31 protein-coding genes and 1 riboswitch are annotated in these 23,911 nt (G+C 39.9%); of the genes, 11 read left to right on the top strand and 20 right to left on the bottom strand.

All coding sequences use genetic code 11. From position 1 onward, the window contains the following. Positions 1–124: 124 nt before the first annotated feature. Positions 125–328: a hypothetical protein gene (locus tag GN217_RS07650; protein WP_156856083.1), complete on the bottom strand. Its 204-nt coding sequence runs from the start codon at positions 326–328 to the stop codon at positions 125–127. A gap of 125 nt (positions 329–453) precedes the next feature. On the opposite strand from GN217_RS07650, the gene GN217_RS07655 reads away from it, so the two are divergent. Beyond that, positions 454–792, top strand: a complete 339-nt coding sequence (locus tag GN217_RS07655) for a thioredoxin family protein (protein ID WP_156856084.1) — start codon at positions 454–456, stop codon at positions 790–792. A 20-nt stretch (positions 793–812) separates the two neighbouring features. On the opposite strand, the gene GN217_RS07660 is transcribed toward GN217_RS07655, so the two are convergent. Genes GN217_RS07660 through GN217_RS07675 form a run of 4 tightly spaced genes read right to left on the bottom strand, consistent with a single transcriptional unit; the run spans position 813 to position 3,984 of the window. Beyond that, positions 813–2,066: a hypothetical protein gene (locus tag GN217_RS07660; RefSeq protein WP_156856085.1), complete on the bottom strand. Its 1,254-nt coding sequence runs from the start codon at positions 2,064–2,066 to the stop codon at positions 813–815. A 12-nt stretch (positions 2,067–2,078) separates the two neighbouring features. Continuing rightward, entirely contained in the window at positions 2,079–2,921 is an 843-nt protein-coding gene (locus GN217_RS07665; RefSeq protein ID WP_156856086.1) for a hypothetical protein, read from the bottom strand. Beyond that, on the bottom strand, positions 2,918–3,607 hold the full coding sequence (locus GN217_RS07670) for an ABC transporter ATP-binding protein (RefSeq protein ID WP_156856087.1): 690 nt from the start codon (positions 3,605–3,607) through the stop codon (positions 2,918–2,920). The genes GN217_RS07665 and GN217_RS07670 overlap by 4 nt, the downstream gene beginning before the upstream one ends. Next, positions 3,604–3,984: a GntR family transcriptional regulator gene (locus GN217_RS07675; protein ID WP_156856088.1), complete on the bottom strand. Its 381-nt coding sequence runs from the start codon at positions 3,982–3,984 to the stop codon at positions 3,604–3,606. Before GN217_RS07675 ends, GN217_RS07670 begins: the two co-directional genes overlap by 4 nt. 292 nt (positions 3,985–4,276) lie before the next feature. On the opposite strand from GN217_RS07675, the gene GN217_RS07680 reads away from it, so the two are divergent. Further along, positions 4,277–5,047, top strand: a complete 771-nt coding sequence (locus tag GN217_RS07680) for an exodeoxyribonuclease III (protein ID WP_156856089.1) — start codon at positions 4,277–4,279, stop codon at positions 5,045–5,047. Positions 5,048–5,296: 249 nt separating this feature from the next. Next, a riboswitch (purine riboswitch) is annotated at positions 5,297–5,398 on the bottom strand. Between the two features lie 56 nt (positions 5,399–5,454). On the opposite strand, the gene GN217_RS07685 is transcribed toward GN217_RS07680, so the two are convergent. From GN217_RS07685 to GN217_RS07705, 5 genes are all read right to left on the bottom strand, one after another. Then, positions 5,455–6,219, bottom strand: coding sequence for a glycosyltransferase family protein (locus GN217_RS07685; protein WP_156856090.1), 765 nt, complete (start codon positions 6,217–6,219; stop codon positions 5,455–5,457). 403 nt (positions 6,220–6,622) lie between these two features. Further along, positions 6,623–7,084: a hypothetical protein gene (locus GN217_RS07690; RefSeq protein ID WP_156856091.1), complete on the bottom strand. Its 462-nt coding sequence runs from the start codon at positions 7,082–7,084 to the stop codon at positions 6,623–6,625. Positions 7,085–7,090: 6 nt separating this feature from the next. Next, positions 7,091–7,873 (bottom strand): hypothetical protein, encoded by a 783-nt coding sequence (locus tag GN217_RS07695; RefSeq protein WP_156856092.1) that lies wholly within the window; start codon positions 7,871–7,873, stop codon positions 7,091–7,093. Next, the gene (locus GN217_RS07700) at positions 7,870–8,370 is read right to left on the bottom strand and encodes a CBO0543 family protein (protein ID WP_156856093.1); all 501 of its coding nucleotides are present in this window, start codon (positions 8,368–8,370) and stop codon (positions 7,870–7,872) included. Before GN217_RS07700 ends, GN217_RS07695 begins: the two co-directional genes overlap by 4 nt. Before the next feature lie 150 nt (positions 8,371–8,520). Beyond that, the gene (locus GN217_RS07705; RefSeq protein ID WP_156856094.1) at positions 8,521–9,468 is read right to left on the bottom strand and encodes an MBL fold metallo-hydrolase; all 948 of its coding nucleotides are present in this window, start codon (positions 9,466–9,468) and stop codon (positions 8,521–8,523) included. Between the two features lie 281 nt (positions 9,469–9,749). Between GN217_RS07705 and GN217_RS07710 the strand changes: the two genes are divergently transcribed. The 4 genes from GN217_RS07710 to GN217_RS07725 all read left to right on the top strand — a co-directional run bounded on the left by GN217_RS07710 (position 9,750) and on the right by GN217_RS07725 (position 12,655). Beyond that, complete coding sequence (locus GN217_RS07710) at positions 9,750–10,382, top strand: spore coat protein (protein ID WP_370459745.1); 633 nt, start codon at positions 9,750–9,752, stop codon at positions 10,380–10,382. Positions 10,383–10,400: 18 nt separating this feature from the next. After that, positions 10,401–10,577, top strand: a complete 177-nt coding sequence (locus GN217_RS07715) for a YfhD family protein (RefSeq protein WP_156856095.1) — start codon at positions 10,401–10,403, stop codon at positions 10,575–10,577. A gap of 138 nt (positions 10,578–10,715) precedes the next feature. Then, on the top strand, positions 10,716–11,159 hold the full coding sequence (locus tag GN217_RS07720) for a YueI family protein (protein ID WP_156856096.1): 444 nt from the start codon (positions 10,716–10,718) through the stop codon (positions 11,157–11,159). Between the two features lie 350 nt (positions 11,160–11,509). Next, entirely contained in the window at positions 11,510–12,655 is a 1,146-nt protein-coding gene (locus GN217_RS07725; protein WP_156856097.1) for a conserved virulence factor C family protein, read from the top strand. A gap of 153 nt (positions 12,656–12,808) precedes the next feature. On the opposite strand, the gene GN217_RS07730 is transcribed toward GN217_RS07725, so the two are convergent. The 3 genes from GN217_RS07730 to GN217_RS07740 form a co-directional block, all read right to left on the bottom strand. Beyond that, positions 12,809–13,072, bottom strand: coding sequence for a type II toxin-antitoxin system RelE family toxin (locus tag GN217_RS07730; RefSeq protein ID WP_156856098.1), 264 nt, complete (start codon positions 13,070–13,072; stop codon positions 12,809–12,811). Then, on the bottom strand, positions 13,038–13,292 hold the full coding sequence (locus GN217_RS07735) for a hypothetical protein (RefSeq protein WP_156856099.1): 255 nt from the start codon (positions 13,290–13,292) through the stop codon (positions 13,038–13,040). The genes GN217_RS07730 and GN217_RS07735 overlap by 35 nt, the downstream gene beginning before the upstream one ends. 308 nt (positions 13,293–13,600) lie before the next feature. After that, positions 13,601–13,915: a CHY zinc finger protein gene (locus GN217_RS07740; RefSeq protein ID WP_156856100.1), complete on the bottom strand. Its 315-nt coding sequence runs from the start codon at positions 13,913–13,915 to the stop codon at positions 13,601–13,603. Between the two features lie 108 nt (positions 13,916–14,023). Here GN217_RS07740 and GN217_RS07745 point away from each other — a divergent pair, with 108 nt between their 5' ends. The 4 genes from GN217_RS07745 (at position 14,024) to GN217_RS07760 (ending at position 18,704) form a co-directional block, all read left to right on the top strand. Further along, positions 14,024–14,845, top strand: a complete 822-nt coding sequence (locus GN217_RS07745) for a polysaccharide deacetylase family protein (RefSeq protein ID WP_156856101.1) — start codon at positions 14,024–14,026, stop codon at positions 14,843–14,845. Positions 14,846–14,896: 51 nt separating this feature from the next. Further along, positions 14,897–15,718, top strand: coding sequence for a TIM barrel protein (locus GN217_RS07750; RefSeq protein WP_156856102.1), 822 nt, complete (start codon positions 14,897–14,899; stop codon positions 15,716–15,718). A 30-nt stretch (positions 15,719–15,748) separates the two neighbouring features. Further along, positions 15,749–16,606, top strand: a complete 858-nt coding sequence (locus GN217_RS07755) for an aminoglycoside phosphotransferase family protein (protein ID WP_156856103.1) — start codon at positions 15,749–15,751, stop codon at positions 16,604–16,606. Between the two features lie 118 nt (positions 16,607–16,724). Further along, positions 16,725–18,704 (top strand): acetoacetate--CoA ligase, encoded by a 1,980-nt coding sequence (locus tag GN217_RS07760; protein WP_156856104.1) that lies wholly within the window; start codon positions 16,725–16,727, stop codon positions 18,702–18,704. 263 nt (positions 18,705–18,967) lie between these two features. Here GN217_RS07760 and GN217_RS07765 read toward each other — a convergent pair whose 3' ends face one another. The 7 genes from GN217_RS07765 to GN217_RS07795 form a co-directional block, all read right to left on the bottom strand. After that, the gene (locus GN217_RS07765) at positions 18,968–19,684 is read right to left on the bottom strand and encodes a dihydropteridine reductase (RefSeq protein ID WP_156856105.1); all 717 of its coding nucleotides are present in this window, start codon (positions 19,682–19,684) and stop codon (positions 18,968–18,970) included. An 87-nt stretch (positions 19,685–19,771) separates the two neighbouring features. Beyond that, positions 19,772–20,158: a VOC family protein gene (locus tag GN217_RS07770; RefSeq protein WP_156856106.1), complete on the bottom strand. Its 387-nt coding sequence runs from the start codon at positions 20,156–20,158 to the stop codon at positions 19,772–19,774. A gap of 112 nt (positions 20,159–20,270) precedes the next feature. Then, positions 20,271–20,810 carry a DUF1572 family protein gene (locus GN217_RS07775; protein WP_156856126.1) on the bottom strand — a complete coding sequence of 180 codons (540 nt, stop codon included), beginning with the start codon at positions 20,808–20,810 and terminating at the stop codon, positions 20,271–20,273. 141 nt (positions 20,811–20,951) lie between these two features. After that, positions 20,952–21,365 (bottom strand): DUF3139 domain-containing protein, encoded by a 414-nt coding sequence (locus GN217_RS07780; RefSeq protein ID WP_156856107.1) that lies wholly within the window; start codon positions 21,363–21,365, stop codon positions 20,952–20,954. 37 nt (positions 21,366–21,402) lie between these two features. Next, on the bottom strand, positions 21,403–21,777 hold the full coding sequence (locus GN217_RS07785; protein ID WP_232334367.1) for a hypothetical protein: 375 nt from the start codon (positions 21,775–21,777) through the stop codon (positions 21,403–21,405). A 24-nt stretch (positions 21,778–21,801) separates the two neighbouring features. Continuing rightward, positions 21,802–22,059, bottom strand: coding sequence for a hypothetical protein (locus tag GN217_RS07790; protein WP_156856108.1), 258 nt, complete (start codon positions 22,057–22,059; stop codon positions 21,802–21,804). A gap of 576 nt (positions 22,060–22,635) precedes the next feature. Then, positions 22,636–23,571, bottom strand: coding sequence for an SDR family oxidoreductase (locus tag GN217_RS07795; protein WP_156856109.1), 936 nt, complete (start codon positions 23,569–23,571; stop codon positions 22,636–22,638). A 143-nt stretch (positions 23,572–23,714) separates the two neighbouring features. On the opposite strand from GN217_RS07795, the gene GN217_RS07800 reads away from it, so the two are divergent. After that, positions 23,715–23,900 carry a hypothetical protein gene (locus tag GN217_RS07800; RefSeq protein WP_156856110.1) on the top strand — a complete coding sequence of 62 codons (186 nt, stop codon included), beginning with the start codon at positions 23,715–23,717 and terminating at the stop codon, positions 23,898–23,900. Positions 23,901–23,911: the final 11 nt, after the last annotated feature.

Consider the following 23,911-nt stretch of genomic DNA (forward strand, 5'->3'; position numbering starts at 1 on the left):
GGACTTATCCAGACTATCACTGCCCTCTTCAACAAATACTAGCACCAACTGGAACTGGTTATGTGAATTTACGCCTTAACTCGGATGACCCAAAATGGGACAAATGCTCTGACCCCATGTCCCGCTATTTATATTTCTGTTCGCTTTGGGAGTTGTCTTTTGTTTTGTGTTTGTCTTTTTCATCTTCTTGTTCGATTTTCAAATCTTCGAGAGGGATGTCATCAACATGTTGCTGTTGTTTGAATTCATCAAGCTCATTGCGGCGCTCTTCATTCCATTTCGGCTTCTTTTCTGGGACTTTTTCAAAACTTTTATCCTTATCATTCATTACGTTCACCTCATATTCTTTTTTCTAATCATTTCCCGCTTCAAGTCCACATAAACATTAAACGTGGTTTAAGCACACTTCCCTGTTATAATAATAAAATAAATCTTACATTTGGAGGTCATAGCATGCGCGTATTCCAAGAGCTTCATTCCATTCGAGAAATTGACGACTTCATCGAAAGCCATCCCTTATCTTTCCTATATATTTCTCGGACCAACTGCAGTGTCTGTCATGCCTTACTCCCGAAGGTGCAAAGCTTGCTGGAGAACTATCCCCAGATTCATCCCGCTCACATTAATGCAGATGATGTGGAAGCAGTGGCTGGGCGCTTTTCCATCTTCACCATTCCCGTTCTCTTATTGTTTGTGGAAGGGAAAGAATATATTCGGGAAGCAAGAATCGTCCATATGGATTTACTCGAGGAAAAGCTTGATAAAATATATAAAAACGTGGCTCTAGACTAATGCTAAAGCCACGTTTCTCTTTACCGTTTTTCTTCGATTGAATAGATTTCTACATTATAAGCATGCGTCTCTTTCGGCACATCGGTAAGCTTGATTTCTCCCTCATAGACGGTTTCACCACTTTCGAGGTCAACCTTAAACAACTTTTTCTGGTTCCCATCTTCTCCTGTATTACTATGGAAATACAGATGATCTCCTTTAGGGTAAACTCCGGAAAGCCCGCTTAAAATGTTCTCGTCAAAGCTGATTTCCTTTTCCCCACCAGGCTTATTTTCTTTCAAATGATATGGATAGTATTTCAGCCCATCAGACGTGAAGGTTATAAAGTAAAGTTCTTCCTTTCCGATACTCGTATAGTTCATCGGATAGATCACTTCTTCATCCAATTCTTGCTCTTCCTCCATGTAGTCTTGCTCTGCCGTCCTGTATTCTTCCTCTGCAGCTGCAAACTCTTCTGGAACTTCAATGACCTGCTTCTCTTTTGTCTCTAAATCATAAATAAAGTATTCTTCACCAACTAACTCTGAAGTATACATACCTTCATCCCATTCGATATCCTCAACTCTAACAACGAGATATCCTGGTTGTTGAATCCCCAAACCATCATTTAATACATCAAAATAACTATGAACTGAATCACTCACAATGGCACCCTGGTCCTCAATTGTTTCATCACTCAGCGAAATTTCATAGACATGTAATTCCTGTTCCTCCATAATATAATTAACAGTTGCCACATAAAGTGTATCATCAAGGAGCTGTACTTGTTCTACATACGAGTGATCCGTTCTTTCATTATCCGGTATATCCACCTTAAACGATTTTCTTTCCCGACTTTCTCTATCCAGTACATCCACCTCAAGTTCGTTTGACTCAAAGTAAATATTTGATGGTCCGGCATATGCTATCCGCTCCCCATCATCAACAAATAGAGCTGGATCTTCTTCCTTCCCTCTCATAAAATTCCGTTCTTCATTCATCAACTTCTCTATTTCCTGTGGTTGGAAGAATGCATTAAATTGTTCTAAGAAATTTTGATCCCTAGAATATTTAACCCCATCTGTACTAAGTCTAAACGATTCCCAAACGGAACTCTCATATGTCACATAATCACCGTAAACGATGATATCTTCCCTGTTCTCTTCATTACCTGAAACATTCACCAACTCAATCTGCGGCAAACTTTCCTTAGCAATTGCGTGATGCACATATAAAACGCCAAATGTTATAACAATAAAAAGTGGCAGAATTACGATTTTCCAATACCTCTTCACAAAGCTCCCCTCCTATACCGTGACCTTTTTATTCAATAAATAATTGCTGACCCAAATGCTCACCCCTGTAACAACAACCCACAATAAAACCTCAAGAATAAATAATTCGATTGGATATAAATAGCTTTTTCCTAAAATCATCTCCACGACAAACGGCGCAAAAAAGACAACGAACGCTATAATTGCATAACCAATCCCATACGCAATTCCTTTAAACCGGTAACTTCTTTCAAAAAGAATTGCCGTAAATAAAATAAACACAACCATAAAGCCAACCCCATAATGGATTAAAAATTCAATGAAGCTCGTCGGAATAATTAATCCCACTGAAAACCCACCGACTGCATTACCGATAAACTCCATAATTCCTAGATCCACTCGCAAATTAGCGGGAACCATCCATTTCAAAATATTAGACTCTACATTTAATAAAATAACCTGCAAAGCGACAAGCCCAAGCACCATCAGAAAAATAGCACTCGCCTTCGCTAAATATATATTGATTCTTGCTGTCGGCAGCATGAGCAGCCGATAGATGAACGTATTCTTCCCCAACCAATCCCGATACCAGATGAGGAAGGAATAAATGATTAAGGTTGCCGCAGCAAAAATGATGGGAAAATCAAACAATTGAGAATACTGCACATGAAGTAAACTAAACTCCCCGTGAGTCTCAACGAACTGCTCTGTCGTCATACCGTTCGTATATATTTCTTCGTTAAATAGCTTCATATAATTATTTGCAACGAGCACCGTACCGATTAGCTGAGAAGCAATCGTAATTCCTGCAAGTATGAAATATACTTTGATAAACCGGCCAAGCTCGAAATTCACTAACTTCAGATAATTACTCATCCGCGATAAACCTCCCTCATCACGTCAACTACCGATTTTCCTTCCACTTCCCGCATCTCTTCCGTTTCGAATTCCTTAAACACAATCCCGTCATCAAGAAGAACAACTTTATCAATAAGATGTTCAATATCGTTAATTTCATGGGTCGTGATGATAACACCACGGTCCTCTACTAAGTGGCTCGTGAATACATCAGCAATCTGCTCCCGGCTGAATATATCGATTCCGGAAAAAGGCTCATCCATTAATAAATAATCTACATCAAGAGCAAGCCCTAGTAATAGATTCGCTTTTGCCACATTCCCTTTCGATAAACTCGAAATGCGATCTTCCTTTTTCAATTTAAAAAACTGTAATAATTCCTCTGCCCGTTCGTTGTTCCAGCTATTGTAAAAGTCCTGCATAAATTGCATCGCTTCCTCGACTCGCATATGAGGGAGCATGGTGATCGCATCTGGAATGAAAGCCACTTTTTCATATGTTTCCTTCGTAAGCTTTTCTCCATCAATCAAAATTTCACCACTCGACATAGGTGTGAGGTTTACAATACCATTTAAAATCGTTGTTTTCCCGACCCCATTCACACCAATCAGGCAAGTGATCTCCCCCTTATTCGCTGTGAAAGAGACTCCTTGCAGTACTTTTTTCCTGCCAAATTTCTTCGTCACATTCTTCACTTCGATCAAACCTGTCCCCTCCTCTGTTCTTCATATTTCTCTTGAATTAGCCCAATCAATTCATCGATCGGAATATTAACCGGTTCCACAGCCGCAATCAAGCGATCCACTGCACCTTCTATTAGCTCTGTACGAAGATCACGTAATACTTGCTCATCCTTCGTAATGCGACTCGGATTATTTCCCTCGGTAAAAATCAAGCCCGCTTCCTCCATTTCCTTATATGCTCGTTGTGCCGTATTCGGATTAATTTTCAACTGATTCGCCAGCTCACGACGGGATGGAATTTCTTGTCCCAACTCATACTTGCCACTCGCAATCTGCTCTTTGAAATGCTGCACGACCTGTACGTAAACGGGATCCCGTTTATTAAACGTAATCTTCAATATAACCCTCCTCATTTCTTGAAGTTAATATCTTTTATGGCCTTTTATGTATTAAACACTTAATACACTGAGGGTATAATTGTGTATTAAGAAGTTAGTACACGAGGTGTAAACAGAGCGTATTAAGCACACAATACACCCGATATGCTGTATTATATGCTTAATACACGTAACTGTCAATCCCTTTTTCAAATATATTTCCCTTTCTACTATCCCATGGGGCACAGAGGTTTATGTTACAATAAGCTTTATGCAAGATGAAACAATTAGAATTAAAGGGAGTTAATATAAAATGAAGTTGGTCTCATGGAATGTAAATGGAATACGTGCTTGTGTCCGGAAAGGGTTCCTGGATTACTTCGAGGAGATAGATGCAGACATCTTCTGTATTCAGGAATCGAAAGTACAAGCTGGTCAAATAGATTTGGACTTAAAAGGCTATCATCAATATTGGAACTATGCCGAGCGGAAAGGCTACTCTGGGACGGCTGTTTTTACGAAGGTTAAACCAATTAACGTCCGTTACGGAGTTGGTAGTGAGGATTCGGAAATTGAAGGTCGCATTCTCACGCTCGAATACGAAGATTTCTATCTCGTTAATGTGTACACCCCAAATGCAAAACGTGATTTAACACGGCTTGAGGAACGCCTCGAATGGGAAGATAAACTATTTGAATACCTGCGTGAACTTGATGCAGCAAAACCTGTCATCTATTGCGGCGATTTAAATGTTGCGCATGAAGAAATCGATATTAGAAACTTTAAGACGAATAAAGGTAACTCCGGCTTTACAGTAGAGGAACGGAGTAAAATGACGCGAATCCTGTCTAATGGTTTCATTGATACATTGCGATACTTTCACCCGGATACGGAAGGGATCTATACCTGGTGGTCGTACATGAAGACGGTTCGGGAGCGGAACATTGGCTGGCGGATCGATTACTTCATCGTTTCGGAGCGGCTAAAAAACGCTCTCGTTCAGTCCGTGGCACATCCGGATGTGATGGGGAGTGACCATTGTCCGATTATGCTGGAGTTGGACACGGATTTGTTAAACAAATAAAAAACAATCGTGTCTATCCTCATTCATTTCTAAAGAAAAAAGCCATTTTGATTTATTAGTCAAAATGGCTTTTTTAATAAATATTCGTTTTAATCAACTCAAAATTCGTTATATCGGCAGTCCCTCGGTTCGTTATATGAATTTCAGGGATAACAAGTAGGGCAATGAGAAAACATTCATAAATGGTGCATAGACACTTGAGCCAATTTGTTTCCACGCTTATTCAAGCTCGGTTACTTCAAGACTGACCTAACAACTTCTGTATCATGTAGTTCAGTGATTCAAGGTCACTTGATAGAAACGCTTGGCCATATTCCCAAGTTTATACATTGATACAGTAATTTGAACCTAAAGCATTACGCAGATTTTTGTCAAAGCATTCATCGAATGAATTTACGTCAATCTTCTCACAAATCCTCTTTAAAACCACCCTGCAGACCTTGAGCACTTAAACTGTTCCTATCCACTTTATAAGCAAACGACCACGTATCCCTTTCCTCTCCTTTCTCCCACGTTTCCGTGAAGGTAACGAGATACGTTTCTTTGCCAATTTCTTCTACACTCGTTTCTTTTATAACGCGATAATCCTCAATTCTTTCTTCCCACTTTCCAACAAACTTAGGGAAGCCTTCCGTAATTGAATCTTCATCAGAAGTTGCCTCGAGAATGGCATCTTCCTCTGTAAATGGTGGCAGGGGAGGTGAGATAATCTGTAAATAACCCCAGCAAATAACAATGGTAGCGATTGGTATAAGGAAGGCGGCTTTCATACCTTTTGCCTTTTTCCTTCTGCCCTGTAACCATTTATCGATAATCCCATAGAGAATCGCAGCCATCATTCCATACAAAGCGGCCAATAGATTATGAAACAGGATACCATTGGCTAATCCAAATAAGCCAAGAAGCATTACATACAACCAATCATACTGTTGAAACCACTTTCTCTGTAAAAGTTCAATCACCACGGATACAATATTTCCATATAAAAGGATGATTAATCCGATATACATTGTATAAACATAGAACCAACCGAGGAACTGATTTCCTTGATTATATTCCATTTCAGAGCCAAAATTGATCGTGAAAAGAGCGAAAAAAATGGAAAGAAGCGAAGTCGTAACAAAAGTCGTAGTTAACTTCCTAAAAATAAGTATTCTTGTCCCCCCTTTCATACATATCCCCTAACATCTAAATTCTGTATGGAGAGCTAGTTCCTTTCTTAGTTGCACTCTATTCATAAATAATATCATAATACCTTAAATTTTATTTGTTATTTCACACAATTTTTTCACTGATAGACTTCATAAATCCCGAACGAACTAGAGACCGGAATAAACAGGCGATTAGAGCATTTTTATTCACTCAAACGAATTCGAATCCAGCTCTAACGGATGATTACAGCACCTAATTTGCCCGAACCCTCAAATCTGGTTCAAACGGACGATTTAAGATTTAACCCTCGCCCTACTTCTACAGGCTGCAAAAATTGAATGATCTTAAAAATGAATAACGAAGAAATAAGATCATCATACAATGATCTCATCCTTATAAATTCACACTGTTATTCAGTAAAAATCACATTTTTAATTTAGCCACCCCTAAAGCAAGGTGATCCCATAGCAGCCCTTCAACTCTCTCCACTAGGTCATCCGGACAATTAATCACTAGTATTACTTCAGCATACTTTCCCCTCGAAACCCTTTTTCTTTTATATACAACCTTATTAAGAATATAATCAATTATAAATCCAATCATAAATCCGATTGCCCCATAAATTAATCCCCAAAAAATCGGGCCCCACTCCAATGCAAAGCCGATACTTGTTCCAATCACAGAAAATGCTGTTCCAATTGCGGCCGCCTTATCAAATAAACTAAAACCATCTGCTCGGTGAAGTGTATCGAGTAGTTTTCTTTCTTGCATACGGTTTATCAGTGGTACCGCAAGAATATTTTCACTACGTATTCCCATTTCCTCGATTGCGGTGATCACTAGTTCAAGATATATTGAATGCTCAAATGTAGAAAAAATTTGCAATCTATTTCACCTCGTAAGATCTGGAATTTTAAACGGAGATTGTTGATAATTTTGCTGGAGAAATTTTCGTTGTTCGCTTTCAAACAACTTGTTATTTTCCACTGTATTCACATAAGCATCATACACGGCAAACGAGAAATACGAAGGAATAAATAAAAACCATTGCGGGTTAAGTGATGCTGTCGCCTGTTTAATTTCTCCTAGGAAAAGGAAATGGACAGCAATAAGTGCATTTGAATAATAAACAAAAATGATAGAAAAAATTAGCATAAGAGCAGCTGTTAACCCCCGGTGTATATATAATTGCCCCAATCCCGGGGTGAAAATAGACCATAATACCGCCATCAATGGACTTCTTTTATCCAAATAATTAATTCCCACAGAGCCAATGGCATAAGAATTAAAGCTGGCATTTTCACGTTCAGCTAATATGAAAATCTTATTCAGATCTACTGTTGTTCGGTAACTATCCCATATAGCGAAAATATAGACCGGTAAGTATAAAAGAAGTACTCTTGGCTCGAGAACCTCCCTTGCCATCTGAAAGTTACCGGTAAAAGAATACACAATAGCCAGGTTCAAATGAGACATATTATTCACGATAATTTCCCAGAAGAAAAAGGAATACCCTCTCAGGTACTTGGATAAGAGTAAATGACCACACCCTGGGAACGCGGCAGACCACCAGGCAATAATATAAGGATTTCTCAGATGAAGTTGCGTAGTGCCATATAAACTAACATGCGCTTTATAACGTCTCGCTGTATTATCATTATTATAATTGTTCATTTTCGTGGCTCCTTAGGGAAATGATCAAACCCCTTGCTCTCTTTCTCGTCGATTCCACGGATCCATTTATAATAAAGCAATATTATGCAGAATAATACGGGGTAAACGAGAGCGGAATATGTCAATTTCCACCACCCATGATGAAAGAATCCCCATGGTCCAGGCAGCATGGTTAAAGCTTCAAAAACCGTAATGATTAGGGACCAGAGCAGAATATATAGTACGCGCTTGAATCGAGAGCTTTGAGTTGGATATCCATTTAAAAATAGAAGAGCAGCTGGCGGGGATAACAGAGCAACCGGAAGAACATCCAACCATTGAAGTCCCCTGTCGAAATACCAATATGCCCCGTATTTCACACTCAAAAAGAGATCAACTGATAAGTGAAAAAGGATAATAAAAACACAGATGTGAACAATATGTCTTTTAGCGAGTCGCTTCACCCATAAAAATGCACCCATGTTTAACACAATGATGGCAATAATAAGTCCAAGCATAAAGAATAATCTCCTTTTCTTTAAAGATTATTCTTTGCTAATTCATCATGGAGTATTCGAGCTCCCATGATCACTTTTAATTAAGGGGCCTCTGCCCAAAAAGGGTGAACCAGGAACTTGTCCCAATCCACCCGCTTGCCTTACTTATCCTCACTGTTTTATCTTCTGAAAATAATCAATCATCCCTAGCGCACTAATCTGTACATCCAAGTTAATAATAATGTACACCTCATGATCATCCTGGATGCCTAGACCTCTTAAATGTTCCTTTACCCTTTTCATAATTCTGCGAGCGATTTCATTATAGTCGCCGCCTTCGTCTACAACTTCTTCCGCGATTTCCACGTAAATATCCAGCCACTGTGCCACTTGCTTTAACGCTTCCTTTGGATTTTCCGTCATACCAAAATGGCCGAAGTAAATTCGGTCGACATCTTTTTCCGCAAAGCGATTAATTGATGCATGCATATCATTCGGATTGAAATGGTTTGGTGATGTCGTTGGTAAGTATAACTCCACCCCATCTTGCAGTAATAATTCATAACGGACTCCCGCTGTATCCCCTGTGAAAATTCCATTACTTACCGGATCAAAAATGCTGAAGTGGTGTTTCGCATGTCCCGGTGTGTCCCAAAATTCCAATGTGCAATTCGGTCCAATATCAAGCGTGTCACCTTCAGATTTCTCAACTACTTTATCCGCCGGAACCGGAACAATCGGATCATAAATTTCCGAGAAACTTTCACCATAAATCGCCCGCGCACCTGCCGCAAGCTTCGTCGGATCGATCAAATGTCTCCCGCCGCGTGGATGGACAATCAACGTCGCATTTGGACATTGCTGAAGTAAAAAGCCTGCGCCACCCGCATGATCAAGGTGAACATGGGTAACAATAATATACCTCACTTCCGCAAGCGATCTACTTAAGTTTTCAAGCCCGCGCTTAATATATTTCACCGACGGACTCGGCCCCACCTCAATCAATGTCAATTCCTCTTCCTGAATGACATATGTACCTGTCCTGCTTGGTATGTCCATATCAAACCCATCAATCAACGAAATCCGTTCATCCAACTGGATCGGTTGCTTTTCCTTCACGGTACATCTTCCCCCTTATTCTTCAACTATCCCCATCATATCAAAATTCCAATAAGCTGTATAAAACAAAACTCATTTTATTGAAGCTTTGTACTTTTCTCACGGAATGTTAGTTGGATCAATCAGGGGGTTAGCGTCCGTTAGCTCCTGCTTAAAAAAGATTACTTCTTTTTTAGGCGGGGGAATTACAAATGATTCCCGTGAAAAATCGAACACAAATCGCTTGGATAAAATTTATCATGCATAACATTCCTCAATCAGAAGAAAATAATACCGATCATATGAAGGAGGTCATCCAATTGTTCAATCAACAACAAAATCAAAATTTTAACGAATCATCCCAAATGCCGGCCCAAGTAAGTCATGGAGGACATGAGCTTTTTGATTCTCATGAGGCGATTGATGGCTTAGTCGGCGCGCTTGAACATTCTGTTATATACGAACAGCATATTCAAGACCCAGAATTAAAGCAACTTCTTTCCAGACAGAAATCGTATTTGACTCAAATGTACAATACGATTATAGATGCCCTGCAAACCGGTCAGGAGCCAGCTGTAAAAACACAAACGTATAATATGCCATATGGAAATGATACAACCTATGGCATGGAACCAAGCCAACCGAAGACTCCTGCCCAATCGATGAATGAAATCAATGACGCTTGTTACTCCAGTTTTATGATGGGACATTTAAAGGGCTGTGCGTCCCACTTCACAACGACAGCACTGGAAGCAACAAATCCAGTCCTGCGCCGTGTATTTGCTGACAGTATCCCGAACCTCATTGAAATGGCATACGAAATTTTCCTTTACCAAAACAAAAATAAATATTATCAGGTACCACAATTGAAGCAAGAAGACATGCAAAATTATATAAACAGCTTTGGTAAAGTCCAAGGGCAAATGCCTCATTAAACGTAAAGGAGACTTATCATGGGTAGAGATGAACACAAGAGAAGGAAGAATGCCGCATTAGGTCAAACACCGAAGCACCAATTAAAATATAGTGACGGAATGGATGTCGAATTTTCCGATGAGTTTGCCGACGCGGACGACTGGGAAGCTCAAGCAAGGGATCGAGCAGCCATCCGAAGAATTAAGAATAAATGACAAACTTCAGGTCTTCACATGGTGGAGACCTGATTTTTCATTTGGAAAAGATTGCAGGTAGAACTGCCTTTAGTTGATTTTTAGCCATGATTCACGTACATTTAAAGTAAGAAAACATCTTCTAAAGGATGATTAACAATGAGCAAAAAAAATGTAGATGACTATATAACAGAAGGGATACACGGTGTCCGTCTTCCAAAAGAAGATGAAAGAATCCGGTTTCTCGGTACCTTGCGCGAACGGGTTGTCATTGCCCTTACAATCGGTCAGGTCATGAGTGACTCCGGACTCGAAAAATTAGAAGAGGCGATGCAGCAACATCCCGGTACTAGGCTCATTATGAATGGACATGTTGCCTACCGATTTCTAACAGAGGAAAAAGCACTCGCCACAAAGTACAACATCCCTTATACTACAATCACCAACGAAGAAAATGCTACCGATATTGGCGCTGTTTTAACGTATGATTACGCCATCGATAAAGAAGAAATCTTCATAAAAGAAGAAGAACCAGAAGAAGAAAACGAGGAAGAGAAAAAAGAAGAAACCCTGCGTTCAAAAATAAAAAACTGGTTCCGGTAAACGGGAAGCAAAGGCGTAAGCGCCCTTACAGGCTAAGTACGCGACGTCCTGTCGCAACGCCTGTACTAGCACATCCTGTGCGTCGTAGCAACGTACAAACTGGAGCACTCCGGAATGAGATAAAGGAAACATGCCCCTTTAGGGGTATGCCGATGTTGGGCCTTGGCCCGTTCTTAGTCGGCCTTCCTTTTCTCTTTGAGTTGATGTTGACTTATCGATTGGAGGAGTGTGAAGTTTGATAGTTGCTGGGCGCTTGAGCCGGACGCGGCTAGCCCTAGATACCTAAGTTGCCATAGCATTTTTATTTTATAGTTTCTTATACAACGAGAAGTCTTAGGAGGTTTTTTACGGTGAGAATTACTTCAATTGAACCGACGCCAAGCCCCCACTCCATGAAAATCAATGTGAGTGAGGAACTTCCAGCTGGTGAAAATTATAATTATAAAGCTGGTGATGACTTAACAAATGCTCCTGAATATGTGAAAGAGCTCTTTCAAATTGAAGGTGTTAAAAATATTTATCGTGTCGTTGATTTCATTGCACTAGCACGAGCTCCGAAAGTTCCTTGGGAAGAACTCCTTCCTCAAGTGCGTGAAGTGCTTGGGTCGGAAGAAACTGTCGAGGACTTACATATGGAAGATGCAAGCGAACCGACACAAGATTTCGGGGAAATAAACGTGTTCGTCCAATTTTTCCGTGGTATTCCAATCCAAGTAAAGCTAGAAGAAGGCGATGATGAAAAACGTTTCGGCCTTCCGGAAGAATTCCAAGAAGCAATCATGAAAGCAACTGCGGCGTCGGAAAGTTTCATTTTCGAACGTAAATGGGTTGAACAGGATCCCCGTTACGGAAAAAGTGATGAAATTGGTAAAGAAGTAGTAGAAGAACTGATTGCTACCCATGATAAGGAAAAGCTCAATCAGCTTGTTGAACTTGCTATTGAGGATCGCGACGCTTCGGAACTGGAACGTGACTCAGATGATGACATACCATTAGAGGTCCTAGATGATCCCGATTGGAAAGTGCGTTATGCAGCACTCGATAAAATTATTGAACCAACGCTTAAGCATCTTCCGCTGTTAGATAAAGCGTTGGATGATGCAAAGGCATCTGTCCGGAGACTCGCAACTGCTTACCTTGGCATGATTGAAGAACCGGAAGTGCTGCCATCACTGTATAAGGCACTAAAAGACAAGGCAGTGAACGTAAGGCGAACAGCAGGAGATTGTCTATCCGACCTTGGATTTACAGAAGCAATCCCGGAAATGATTAAAACATTGGATGATAAAAGTCAGATTGTTCGCTGGAGAGGTGCCATGTTCCTTTATGAAGTCGGGGACGAACGTGCCATTCCTGCCCTTGAGGCAAAGGTTAATGATCCAGAATTTGAAGTACGCATGCAAGTGCAACTCGCCTTAGAGCGAATTAAAGGCGGCGAGGAAGCGAAGGGATCGGTGTGGCATCAGATGACACAGGCTGTTTCGAAAAAAGATTAAAATGAACTCCTAAAGCTGGTAAGAGGTATGAGGAGGCTTTAGGAGTTTTTTGATTGGAAAAGATAGTATAGTGTTAGTAACCTTTATGAAACTAGTGTCACAATATAAAATCGTCCTTGAAAAATTACACGTTCTTCATTAATATTCTTCAAATTATTTATATATACCGCCACGGTTATCAATAGTTAGTATATAAATTACTCTCTCATTGTGATTAGCTTCAAATATAACTCTATATGTTCCAACTCTAAGTCTTAATTGTCGTTTTCTTCCCTTCAATGGTCTTATATCACCCATTGGAGGTTGTATTGTAAGCCCTTGTAAAGCTTTTATTATTCTAACTTGTACAGATTTCTCTTGCTTTTTTAAAAATTTAATCGATTCACGACTCAGTGTCAGTTGGTAAGTTAAGCTCATCCATTGCTTCCTCCCATGACACAAACTCAGAGTTATTCTTTAGTTGTCGTTTTTCCTCTTCACTCAAAGGAGTTTCGTCCGGTTCTAATTCCATAATTTCATCCCAATTTGGTCGGGCATGGCTTATGGTTAAATATTTTAAATAATCATATGCTGATTTCTTAGCGGATTGTGGTAGGTTCTTTATCATTTCAACTAATTCTTCATTACTTATAGCCATTGTTCAACCTCCTTTGTCCGATATTAATGACAGCTTTATCTTTTATTATTGTAGCATATTCTCTTAGAGTTAATCTCATCTTTTCGATTTTATTACTTTAATACGGGTTTTCGGAAAACTCCAATACCAATAAAAGAAAGTGTTTTACAATTTTTAAAATTATATGTAAACTGAGTTTGACGAAGAAGTAAAATGGTTTTCACCCAACCAGCTATACGAGGGCTATCTTACTCCTTATCATCAGCCGCTCTATTTCATCTGGGTAATTTAAAACGTACCCCCGTTTCAGAGATTCAGCATTTACTTTACTACCGTTTCCAATACAAATGATAATGGTATTCGCAAGCTTCATTAAATAGAGATGCGCATCTTAAGCAGCGATCCGTGTGCAAATATTCATCAATCGTATGCTCCTTACGACAGACACCGCATAGCACAGCTTTTTCATCATATTCCGTCCTTTCCCATAATATCGGCTTGTGATCTTCCGCCTCCGCATGGCATTTGTAGCATGGGTAGTATTTATCGCAGCACTTGAATTTGATAGCGATAATGTCTTTTTTCGTTTGGTAGTGAGTACAACGCGTTTCATCGTCCACTGTAAAACCATATACTTTTTTCATTCCATCCTCTCCTTGTTATACTGATAGACGTTAATTATACTTTAGATAAAACATAATGAACTCCCTCAATTTTGTCAAAATAAAAAACGAAGATATGAGGTTAGTGGAATGAGATATATCATATTACTTATAAGCTTAATTTTTCTCGTGGGTTGCAATGAACCTACCATTTCTGAACCTAAAAAAGTGGCAGGGATCGTGCAAAACGTGAAATTTAAAGAACAACTAGAATTAGAGATTGATTTAACGTCATACGAACGTGAACCTAAAGAATGGGGAGAAAATGTCACAGGAGTGAAAACGCGATTCGTTACAGATAAAAAAGAAATCGCTCTGACGTTTGACGCGTGTGGTGGCGACTTCGGCAACGGTTATGACGAAGCATTGATTACATTTCTACGTGACGATGAAATTCCCGCTACGTTATTTGTAAATAAACGCTGGATCTCAGACAACGAAGAGACTTTCCTGGAGCTCGCAAATGATCCGCTTTTCCAAATCGAAAACCACGGAACGACCCACGCTCCTCTTTCTGTTGATGGGGCTGAGGCCTGGGGAATTCCGGGCACGAATTCAGCGGAAGAGGTTTTTGCTGAAATCATGGGCAATCACGATACCATAAAGGAGTTAACCGGACGTGACATGAAGCTCTTCCGCTCCGGAACAGCCTTTTATGATGAGATTGCTGTGGAACTTGCCAACGACTTAGGATATGAAATTGTAAATTTTGATATTTTAGGAGATGCGGGCGCGACGTATTCTGCTGCGGAAGTGGAACGTGCTTTACTTGATGCTGAGGCAGGATCGATTGCGTTGTTGCATATGAACCAGCCAAATAGCGGAACAGCCGAGGGTGTGCGTACCGCAGTTCCTCTTTTACAAGCAGCAGGATTTGAATTTGTACAATTGGCTGATCAGAAGTTAGAGTGATTTTTAAGATTTCTTTGGTGTATTTAATCCCTAATAGGAGGTATTTGCGACATGGCCCATTCCATCGGACTTTCTGGAAGTGTGATTTTATCCGACCCCAGCAAGCTACGAGACTTGTTCACCTATGAAATGATCAACCATATTGAAATCGGGGAATTTCCAGATGAAGCAGCTTTCCACCAATTCTTACATTTTAAGAGACAAGAAAACATAACATATGGTATCCACTCACCATTACTTAGACACATGAGTAAATACGATCTAGTGGAGAAGGTGCAATTTGAACCAGAGGAAGCTTGGGAACAGTTTGAATCTGAGGTTGAGGCTATGGCCCGATTAGGTGCAGCGTATATTTTAGTCCATTTCCCATATTTTAAAGAAGAAAAAGACCTGGATACAAATGACATGATTGAAAACGGATTGAAAAGATTCCACCAACTGCAAGAAAAGTATGCCATCCCGATCGTCTGTGAACCGAAACTGGGACATAACCGCTCTCCCTTTGGCATTCAAGCATTGGACCGGTTCCCTCTCGAGACTTGGAACAAATATGGGATTAAACTATGTATTGACGTTGGCGATTACTTACTCGCTACCGGCAGCGCTGCTTTAAACTATGTGAAGAAATGGCGCGATCATATTAAAGTCGTTCACTTACATCATGTAGAGTTCCACGGTGAAAAATATATATGGATACCAGTCCACCCGTCATACGAAGCTGACCATTCCCATTTTCAAGTAAAAGAACTAATCAAACAGCTAGCTAAAAGTCCCGATGTATTTTTTGTTTTCGAGCATACCCCACATTCCAATCCTACTAAAGCTTTTGTCGAGGAGGGTATTCAGTGGGTTAAGGAGTTAATCAATAACTAATCTGAACATAGGGGGAGCGAGGGAAATATTATGTTACAGCGTATCATTCAACAATTTGACTTACAATTAGATACGATTCATGAGGTAGATGATTCACACAGTTCTACTGTCTATCGATGTCAATTATCAAATAATGAGTATGTTTTCTTAAAGATTCCTTATTCCAACTTAAAATTCCAAAGGGAACTGGAAGCTTATCACATTTTAAAAGGAATCATCCCCATCCCGGAATTATTGGATTCTTGGTCCGGTAATGAGGAAATACCGGGAGCTCTATTGTTATCTGCATTAAAGGGACAGCCCCTGTCGGAAAACGATTCCCAAGCAACAGCCTATCAAGTTGGTGTTGTACATGCATCCATGCATGGCATCGAGCCACCACATCCATTACATACGGTCCAAAACGAATTTGCTAATTGGCCCTTGTTTATTGAAAAACAATTTTACAGTTTTGCAGAGGATGTAAAAGAAATAATAGATGATCATTTATTTAAAAAGGCTCTAAACAAATTTGAGTTCATGAAAAATCAGCTGCCGAAACCCGATGGCCCAAGTTTTATTCATATGGATTTTCGACCGGCAAATATAATAATCAATAATGGGAACGTTTCTGGAATAATCGATTTTGAAAGTGTGAGATTTGGAGCTACAGAAGTGGATTTTACTAAATTGTACCGGGATTATTTAAGCTATGATGAAAAATTATTGCAAGCATATACAAATGGATATAACAGTGTAAGTCCCTTAGTTAATTTAGAAATCGTACTGCCATTTTATCGCTTCACCGATGCTTTTAACAGTATCGGCTGGTGCAAACGACGAGGATTGGAAAAAAACAAAAGGTTTTTAATGGAAAATATTACTTCCTTAAATCAACTTCTCGGGTGATAGATTGTGTTTAAGGGGCAATCATCCCCTTCCTATCCTATATAGAAGGTTTCCTTTACACACAGCAAGCGTTTTCATATAATGATAGTAATTCACAAAACTATAAGGAGGTCGTCAGATGGAGCGCATTCAAGAAGGCACATTATTATGGGAACCAACACAAGAGCGAAAAGAAAACAGCAATCTGAACCACTTCATGGTCTGGCTGCAACAAAATCGCAACCTTTCATTTGATAGCTATGACAAACTATGGGATTGGTCCGTATCCGAACTGGAAGCATTCTGGGAAGCGATGTGGGAATACTTTGATATCGAATCAAGCACCCCTTATCGAACCGTCCTCTCTGCACGGAAAATGCCCGGTGCGAAATGGTTTGAAGGTGCTAAAATCAATTATACGGAACATGTTTTTAGAAATAGAGATTCAGAGAAAACGGCAATTATCCATACATCCGAAGTACGACCTGAACTTAGAGAAGTGAGCTGGGGGAAGTTGTACGAGGACACCTTAGCCATCCAGCAAACATTGAAGAAACTCGGTGTGCAAAAAGGGGATCGAGTCGTTAGCTATAGTGCCAATAACTATGAAACCGTTGTCGCTTTCCTTGCAACCGCAAGCTTAGGAGCAATCTGGTCCAGCGCGTCACCTGACTTCGGAACGCAAAGTGTCATAGACCGTTTTAAACAAATCGAACCAAAAGTTATGTTCACCGTAGATGGCTACCGTTATGGCGGGAAAGAGTTCGACCGACTGGAGACTGTCCAATCGATTCAATCGGAAATCCCTTCTCTTGAAGCAACCATCACGATACCTTATTTACAAACCGATGCTGACTTTAGCAAGCTGAAAAACCCAATTAGCTGGGAAAAGGCTACAGAAAATACAGAAACAAAAGTCTTAACGTTTGAACACGTCGAATTCAATGAACCGCTTTGGATCTTATTCTCTTCCGGCACGACTGGAAAGCCTAAACCAATCGTACATAGTCAAGGCGGTATGTTAATCGAACATCTGAAGGCGCTCACCTTCCATTGTGACTTAGGTGAGGATGATCGCTTCTTCTGGTTCACAACAACAGGCTGGATGATGTGGAATTTCCTAATCGGCGGCCTGCTGACGGGAACAACGATCATACTTTATGACGGAAATCCTGCATATCCATCCACCGATACGCTTTGGAAGCTAGCTCAAGATACGAAGATGAACCTATTCGGAACAAGTGCAAGCTACATCACAGCATGCATGAAAGAAGATCTTAAGCCGAAAGAGAAATTTGACCTAAGCGCATTACAGAATATTAGCTCGACTGGCTCCCCTCTTCCGCCTGAAGGTTTCAAATGGTCCTATGATAACGTGAAAGAGGATCTCTGGATTGCTTCCGTCAGTGGCGGCACCGATGTTTGTACAGCCTTCGTTATTGGAGCACCTGTTTTACCAGTCTATGCCGGGGAATTGCAATGCCGTGGTCTCGGGGCAAAAGTGGAAAGTTTTGATGAAGCAGGCCATGCCCATATTGATGAAGTCGGGGAACTTGTGCTAACCGAACCTTTCCCAGCGATGCCTATTTTCTTCTGGGATGATGCGGATGGAACGCGTCTCTATGAAAGTTATTTTGACTTGTATGATGGAATCTGGAGTCACGGAGATTATATCAAAGTGACAGACCGGGGAACTTGCGTCATTTATGGACGCTCGGATGCAACAATCAATCGGGGGGGCATCCGGATTGGTACAAGTGAAATTTATCGTGCTGTTGATAAGATCCCAGAAATTGAAGACAGCTTAATCGTCGATATCCCGTCACCTTCCGGGGATTCCCACACCCCATTATTTATCGTCTTAAAAGAAGGATACGAGCTCACGGATGAGTTAAAGACAAGTATTAAGAAACAGATTCGGGATTATTGCTCACCGCGTCATGTTCCAACAGGTATCTATGCAGCACCAGACTTGCCGAAAACATTGAATGGTAAAAAGCTAGAAGTACCTGTAAAGAAGATTCTGATGGGTCAACCACTGGAAAGAGTTGTAAATAAAGGTTCGCTAGGCAATCAGCAAGCGCTGGATTACTTTTTGGAGTTTGCGAAAGAATTGTAATAGAGATGGAAACAGGACTTGGAGATAAAATCCCCAAGCCCTGTTTTTTAATGTAATCACCGACTATCCTAGCCAAGAGAACTCACGCATAGTGAATGAATGAACTTCCTAAACTGGCAAATCTACTGATAAAGTGAAACTTCATTCAGTGGGGAATTCCTTACCTCCCCACTGAATGTTAGTTGAACAGAATCAGGTATTTACGGACTGTTTACCCCCCTTCACAGCATATTGGTTTTCCCTCATGTTTAGACGATGGGGTATTACAGACCGTTAATACGTGATAAAAACTCAGGCAATTGTTGTTCACGTTTGTCGAGCATAATCTGTTCTGGCTTGATGCCCTGCTCTTGCAATACTGCAATGTTCTGCTTTAGGAATTCGTCACTGCCAACAACATAGAAAAGGCCATCCCTATCTTCAGCAAGATTTTTCACCTCTCCATAGTAATCTTCACGGTTATCGACAAACTGTGATGTGAACTTCTTGTCAGGGGCGGATGCAAAAATATCTGGGAATAGGAAATCTCTTGATGAATCGATGTTTAAGGAATGGATTTGTTTAACGTTGTCAGCACGGTCGAAATAATCAAGTACAAGCGGTCTGAAAGTTGCCAACCCGACACCTGATGACAGCAGGTAAACATTTTTGTCTTCTCTTTTTAGCGGTACATTCGAATGGATTTTAAAAATGGCAACTTCATCGCCGACTTCAAGCGCTCTTAAATTCGCTTTAAACTCCGAACACTGCTCTCTAATGCGTGTAGTAATACCGATAGAAGCTTCATGAGGTAAAGTGGATATGGACATGTGGCGAATTAAACTGCGGTTTGGCTTATCTCCCGCATTAAATCCTTCCAGTGCCAAGTGAATATGGGCGCCTTCTTCCCATGTCAGACCTTCCGGGCAATCGACATGGTAGGTTTTAACCTCTGGTGTTTCTTCTATAATATTATTTATTTTAGTCCAATATATTTGCATGACTTATTCTCCTCACTCCATAATCTGGATTGTTACCATTTAATATACACTAAATGATAACAATTCTCAATTAAATGGATGGATTCTTCAATAATTTAACTCTCCTTCATGCGAAGTTTCCTGCAGCATCTCCACCCTATTACCGAAAGGATCTCTAAATTCAAACCGCTCATAATTGGGGATTGGTATGGATTCTATAATCTCCACACCATTCTCTTCTAAAACCCTTCTCCAATATGTGATATCCTTCACTTGGTAAGCTACATGAGCTTTTGTTTTTGTTCGATCGAAACCCTCTTCTGTTCCGACATGTATCTCTTTGCCCCCTACTTTTAGCCAAAATCCCCCGCGCCCTTGCAGAGATTCCGGCTTTTCAACTTCAGGTAATCCTAAGACACTGCAATAAAATTTTTTCGCTTCCGTTTCCATGCCCTTTGGTATTGTAATTTGAACATGATGCAGACCAATAATCATGTGAATTCCTCCGTATTTTTCCTTATCTACCGCTAGTTTAACTTTACTAAAAATTAGTCAATAAATAAAATATATAATTATTATATAAAGAGATAATTAAAAGTTATAGAGGTTAACTTCTTTTTTGCTTTTTAAGCATTTCCTTTAAATATTCCTCTGACTTTCCTCTAGGAATGCTTAAACTTTTCCAGTTTTCCCCTTTCAATTGCTTACCGATATAGACAATTTGGCCAACATGATATGCATAATGTGCTACTTGTCTTTCGATCGCTTCCATAACCAAATGATTTTCTCCCCGAATAGATATATTCTTCATTAAATCCAACTCGTCTAAGCCATGAAGGGTATCGAATAAAACTTTCCAGCCCTTTTCCCAGTAAGTAATGATGTCTGATTTCCCCGAAATGTCATCTATGAATTCTTGCTCACGGTTTCTGTCAGCTTTTTCACCGTCTGTCGTTAGAAAGTCGCTCCATCTTGAAACCATATTTCCACTTACATGCTTAACAATAACAGCAATGCTATTCGACTCGCTATTATAACTCCAATGTAATTCCTGTTCTGATAACTGATTTATCGTTTTGTCCCCTAGGATTTTTACGCTTTGAAACCTATCAATTACGATTTTCAAATATTCCTTTCCAAGTTCCAACTGATTCTCCCCTTCCATTGTTTCGTAAATTAGTTCAAAGAATCCAGAAGCTAGTTTATTCATAACATCTGGTTTTCCTCACTAGTCTAATACCACAATTCTCTATTTCAATTAACTTGGCATGTGAAATATGTTCTATCCTTATCTATTATCAAGTGAATGGTGGCATTCTTTTTCACTATATTTGGTAGCTTCTTCAAAAATATCAGTAACACCATTTGGAAGAAGAATATCTTTCTCGCAAAACTGCTTTACCTCTTTCCCCTTTTTCGTTACCCCATAATAATAAGTTATATCTCGTTCATCCTTGAAAACAACCATATAATGCCCGTGATAAAAATCTCTATTAATCAAATGCTTCGGCTCTACATAATGTGCGTCAGCGATTTCTCCATCAGTATAGCCTTGCTCCCCAAGGTAAGCTGGCACGTGCTTATTCGCAATATATTTCGTATATGGGTTTCCATTATTTAGTACATAAAGAAAACTAGCTGGAATAGCTGCAATTATCACGACAACGGTAATGAGACTAATAAATATCAGTTTCTTTTGCATTAAGAGTTCCCCTTGTATATTTTTCCCTAGTTTATATTTAGAGCTTAACTTCTCTTTTCAAACTGCTTCTTGCTGTTATTACAATGCACGCAATACTGATTAGCACACCTAGAATTGCAACGACACTTACTCCAATACTTTTCTGGATAATAAACCCAATTGGTACCATCCCTAGAAATGCAATTGCTACAATTGCTTGAAATACGATAAATATAATGTTTGCAGTCCGATTTTTGAATAAAGCTAGAATCAGCCCCGGTAAAAAAAGAATAACAGCCATTCCAATGGACAACCACAAACCAAGTGGTTCATCATACGAAACAGTATTAGGGTCCGTCGGATGTCTCGCCGCGATTAAAATCGCAGCTATAGCTAGAATTAACAAAAATAAGACCATTAAAAATTTTTTCACGACCAAGAGCTCCTTTTTATTATTTCATTCAGATGATAAACTTTCCTTGATGTACGCTTCCTTTCTAATTATTACGTTTCCGTCAATGTAAAGTTTCACTCTTCGGTCAAAATTAGTAGATGTGGCAACCCTCAACCTTAGACAACTCACAAACTCGCCAATTGGTTGAATAAAAGGCTTGACCACTCCAAGTATCAATCCAAATTCAACTAGCATTAGTAATACGAATTCTTTCCAGCCCCAATGGTCATATTTTTTCCAATTCTTTTGCTGTAATTGCATGCGTCGTCCCTCTTTCTAATTATGGTATAATCCAACTATATTGGATGACCTATTTACTTTAGAAAAAATAATTATTTTAAAATCACTTTCTCTTCCACTGGATAATATTCGCTAAACGGACAGCTTAACTGCGCGAAATTGAATAAGTAAGTGTTTCAGATGTTGGTTAAGAACTCTATATGCTCGAACAAACCCGATTTTTGTTTATTCGGGGGATTAAAGCATCTCTTATCGACCGAACGAATTCTAATCTTGCTCATCCAGGGGATTAGAGCATCTCTTATTGCCTGAACAAATTCTAATCTTGCTCATCCGGGGGATTAGAGCACCTCTTATCGCCTGAACGAATTCAGAATTTGTTCAAAAGAGCAATTAAAAGTTAAAACGTCTCTACTCTCTTGATTAAGTTCTTGGAATCGTGCCCAAAGCTACAATGAATTACTAGTTGCACTGATTATACCAGAGGATAGCTCACTGTTTCAGACTGCGAAAGTTGAATTTCTTATGATCTAAGCTCTATAAAACAAGAAGCCTCCTCGTCAAGGGCTTCTCGTTTAATGCAGTATCTTTTTTATTTTAAGATGAACTCCATTGCCCACCATTTACATGAAGTGTTTGCCCTGTCACAAAGCGTGAATCATCTGATGCGAGATAGACAAAGGTTGGTGCAACTTCAAAGGGCTGCCCTTGACGTTGCATCGGGTTCCCAGCTAATGTCACTTCATCTGCAGAAAAGCTCGCTGGGATGAGTGGCGTCCAAATCCGTCCCGGTGCAATAGCATTTACTCGGATCCCCTGATCGATCAAACTATTTGCAAGCGCACGGGTAAACCCAATAATAGCTCCCTTCGTTGCTGTATAATCGATTAATTGATCATTCCCATCGTATGTCACAACAGAAGATGTATTAATGATGGAGCTGCCTGCTTTTAAGTAAGGAAGTGCTGCACGAGTGGTGAAGAAATGCGAGTAAATATTTACTTTAAACGTATCATCAAATTGTTCATCGGAAATATCAAGCAAGCTCAATTGTTGGAATTGAATTCCGACATGGTTACATAAAATATCAAGCTGTCCCCATTTTTGAATCGTTTTTTCCACAATGTCGATACACTGCTCTTTTTCTCGCAAGTCACCAGGCAGCAATAAACAACTTTGTCCAAGCTCCTCAATTCTTCTCTTTGTCCGATTCGCATCCTCATGCTCATCTAAATAAGCAATCGCAATATTCGCCCCTTCTTTTGCAAAAGCGATAGCGGCTGCTGCCCCCATTCCACTATCACCACCTGTGATAAGAGCTACTTTTCCTTTTAATTTATCGCTGCCTTTATAATTTGGATTTTCGATAATTGGCCGCGGAACCATCAGCTTCTCTACACCTGGTTGACGTAACTGCCGCTGTTCAGGAACTGTAATCGGGATTTCTTCGTATCTCGTTATCTTCCCGTAATTGGGATACATTGGATAATCGCGTCCATCCGTGTTTTTGTTTTTCTGCTGATCTAGAGACATAGTGACCTCCCTGAAATAGTCATTTGTCCTAGGTTATGTCACTGATACTATTAAAGTGCATGGTCATTGTTCGTGATATTAAAATTATCGCTCTTGTACGGGCTCAATCATTACCTAGGTTGAATAAAGTGAAAGAGTGACCTATGGAAGGAGGGTATCGTTTGCATTACTATAATCCAGAAGTAAAGTTATTACTAATCAATCATTCCGATAAAACAGTGCAATTGTTATATGATGATAATCCACAAACATTTACCATGCCCTTGATCGGACCAAGACCACCCTATTATTATAATCCACGATATGAAGAGAATTACCCTATTATCTAGTCAAACTGGGA

This window comes from Oceanobacillus sp. AG (genome assembly GCF_009746545.1).
GTDB classification, from domain to species: domain Bacteria; phylum Bacillota; class Bacilli; order Bacillales; family Amphibacillaceae; genus Oceanobacillus; species Oceanobacillus indicireducens.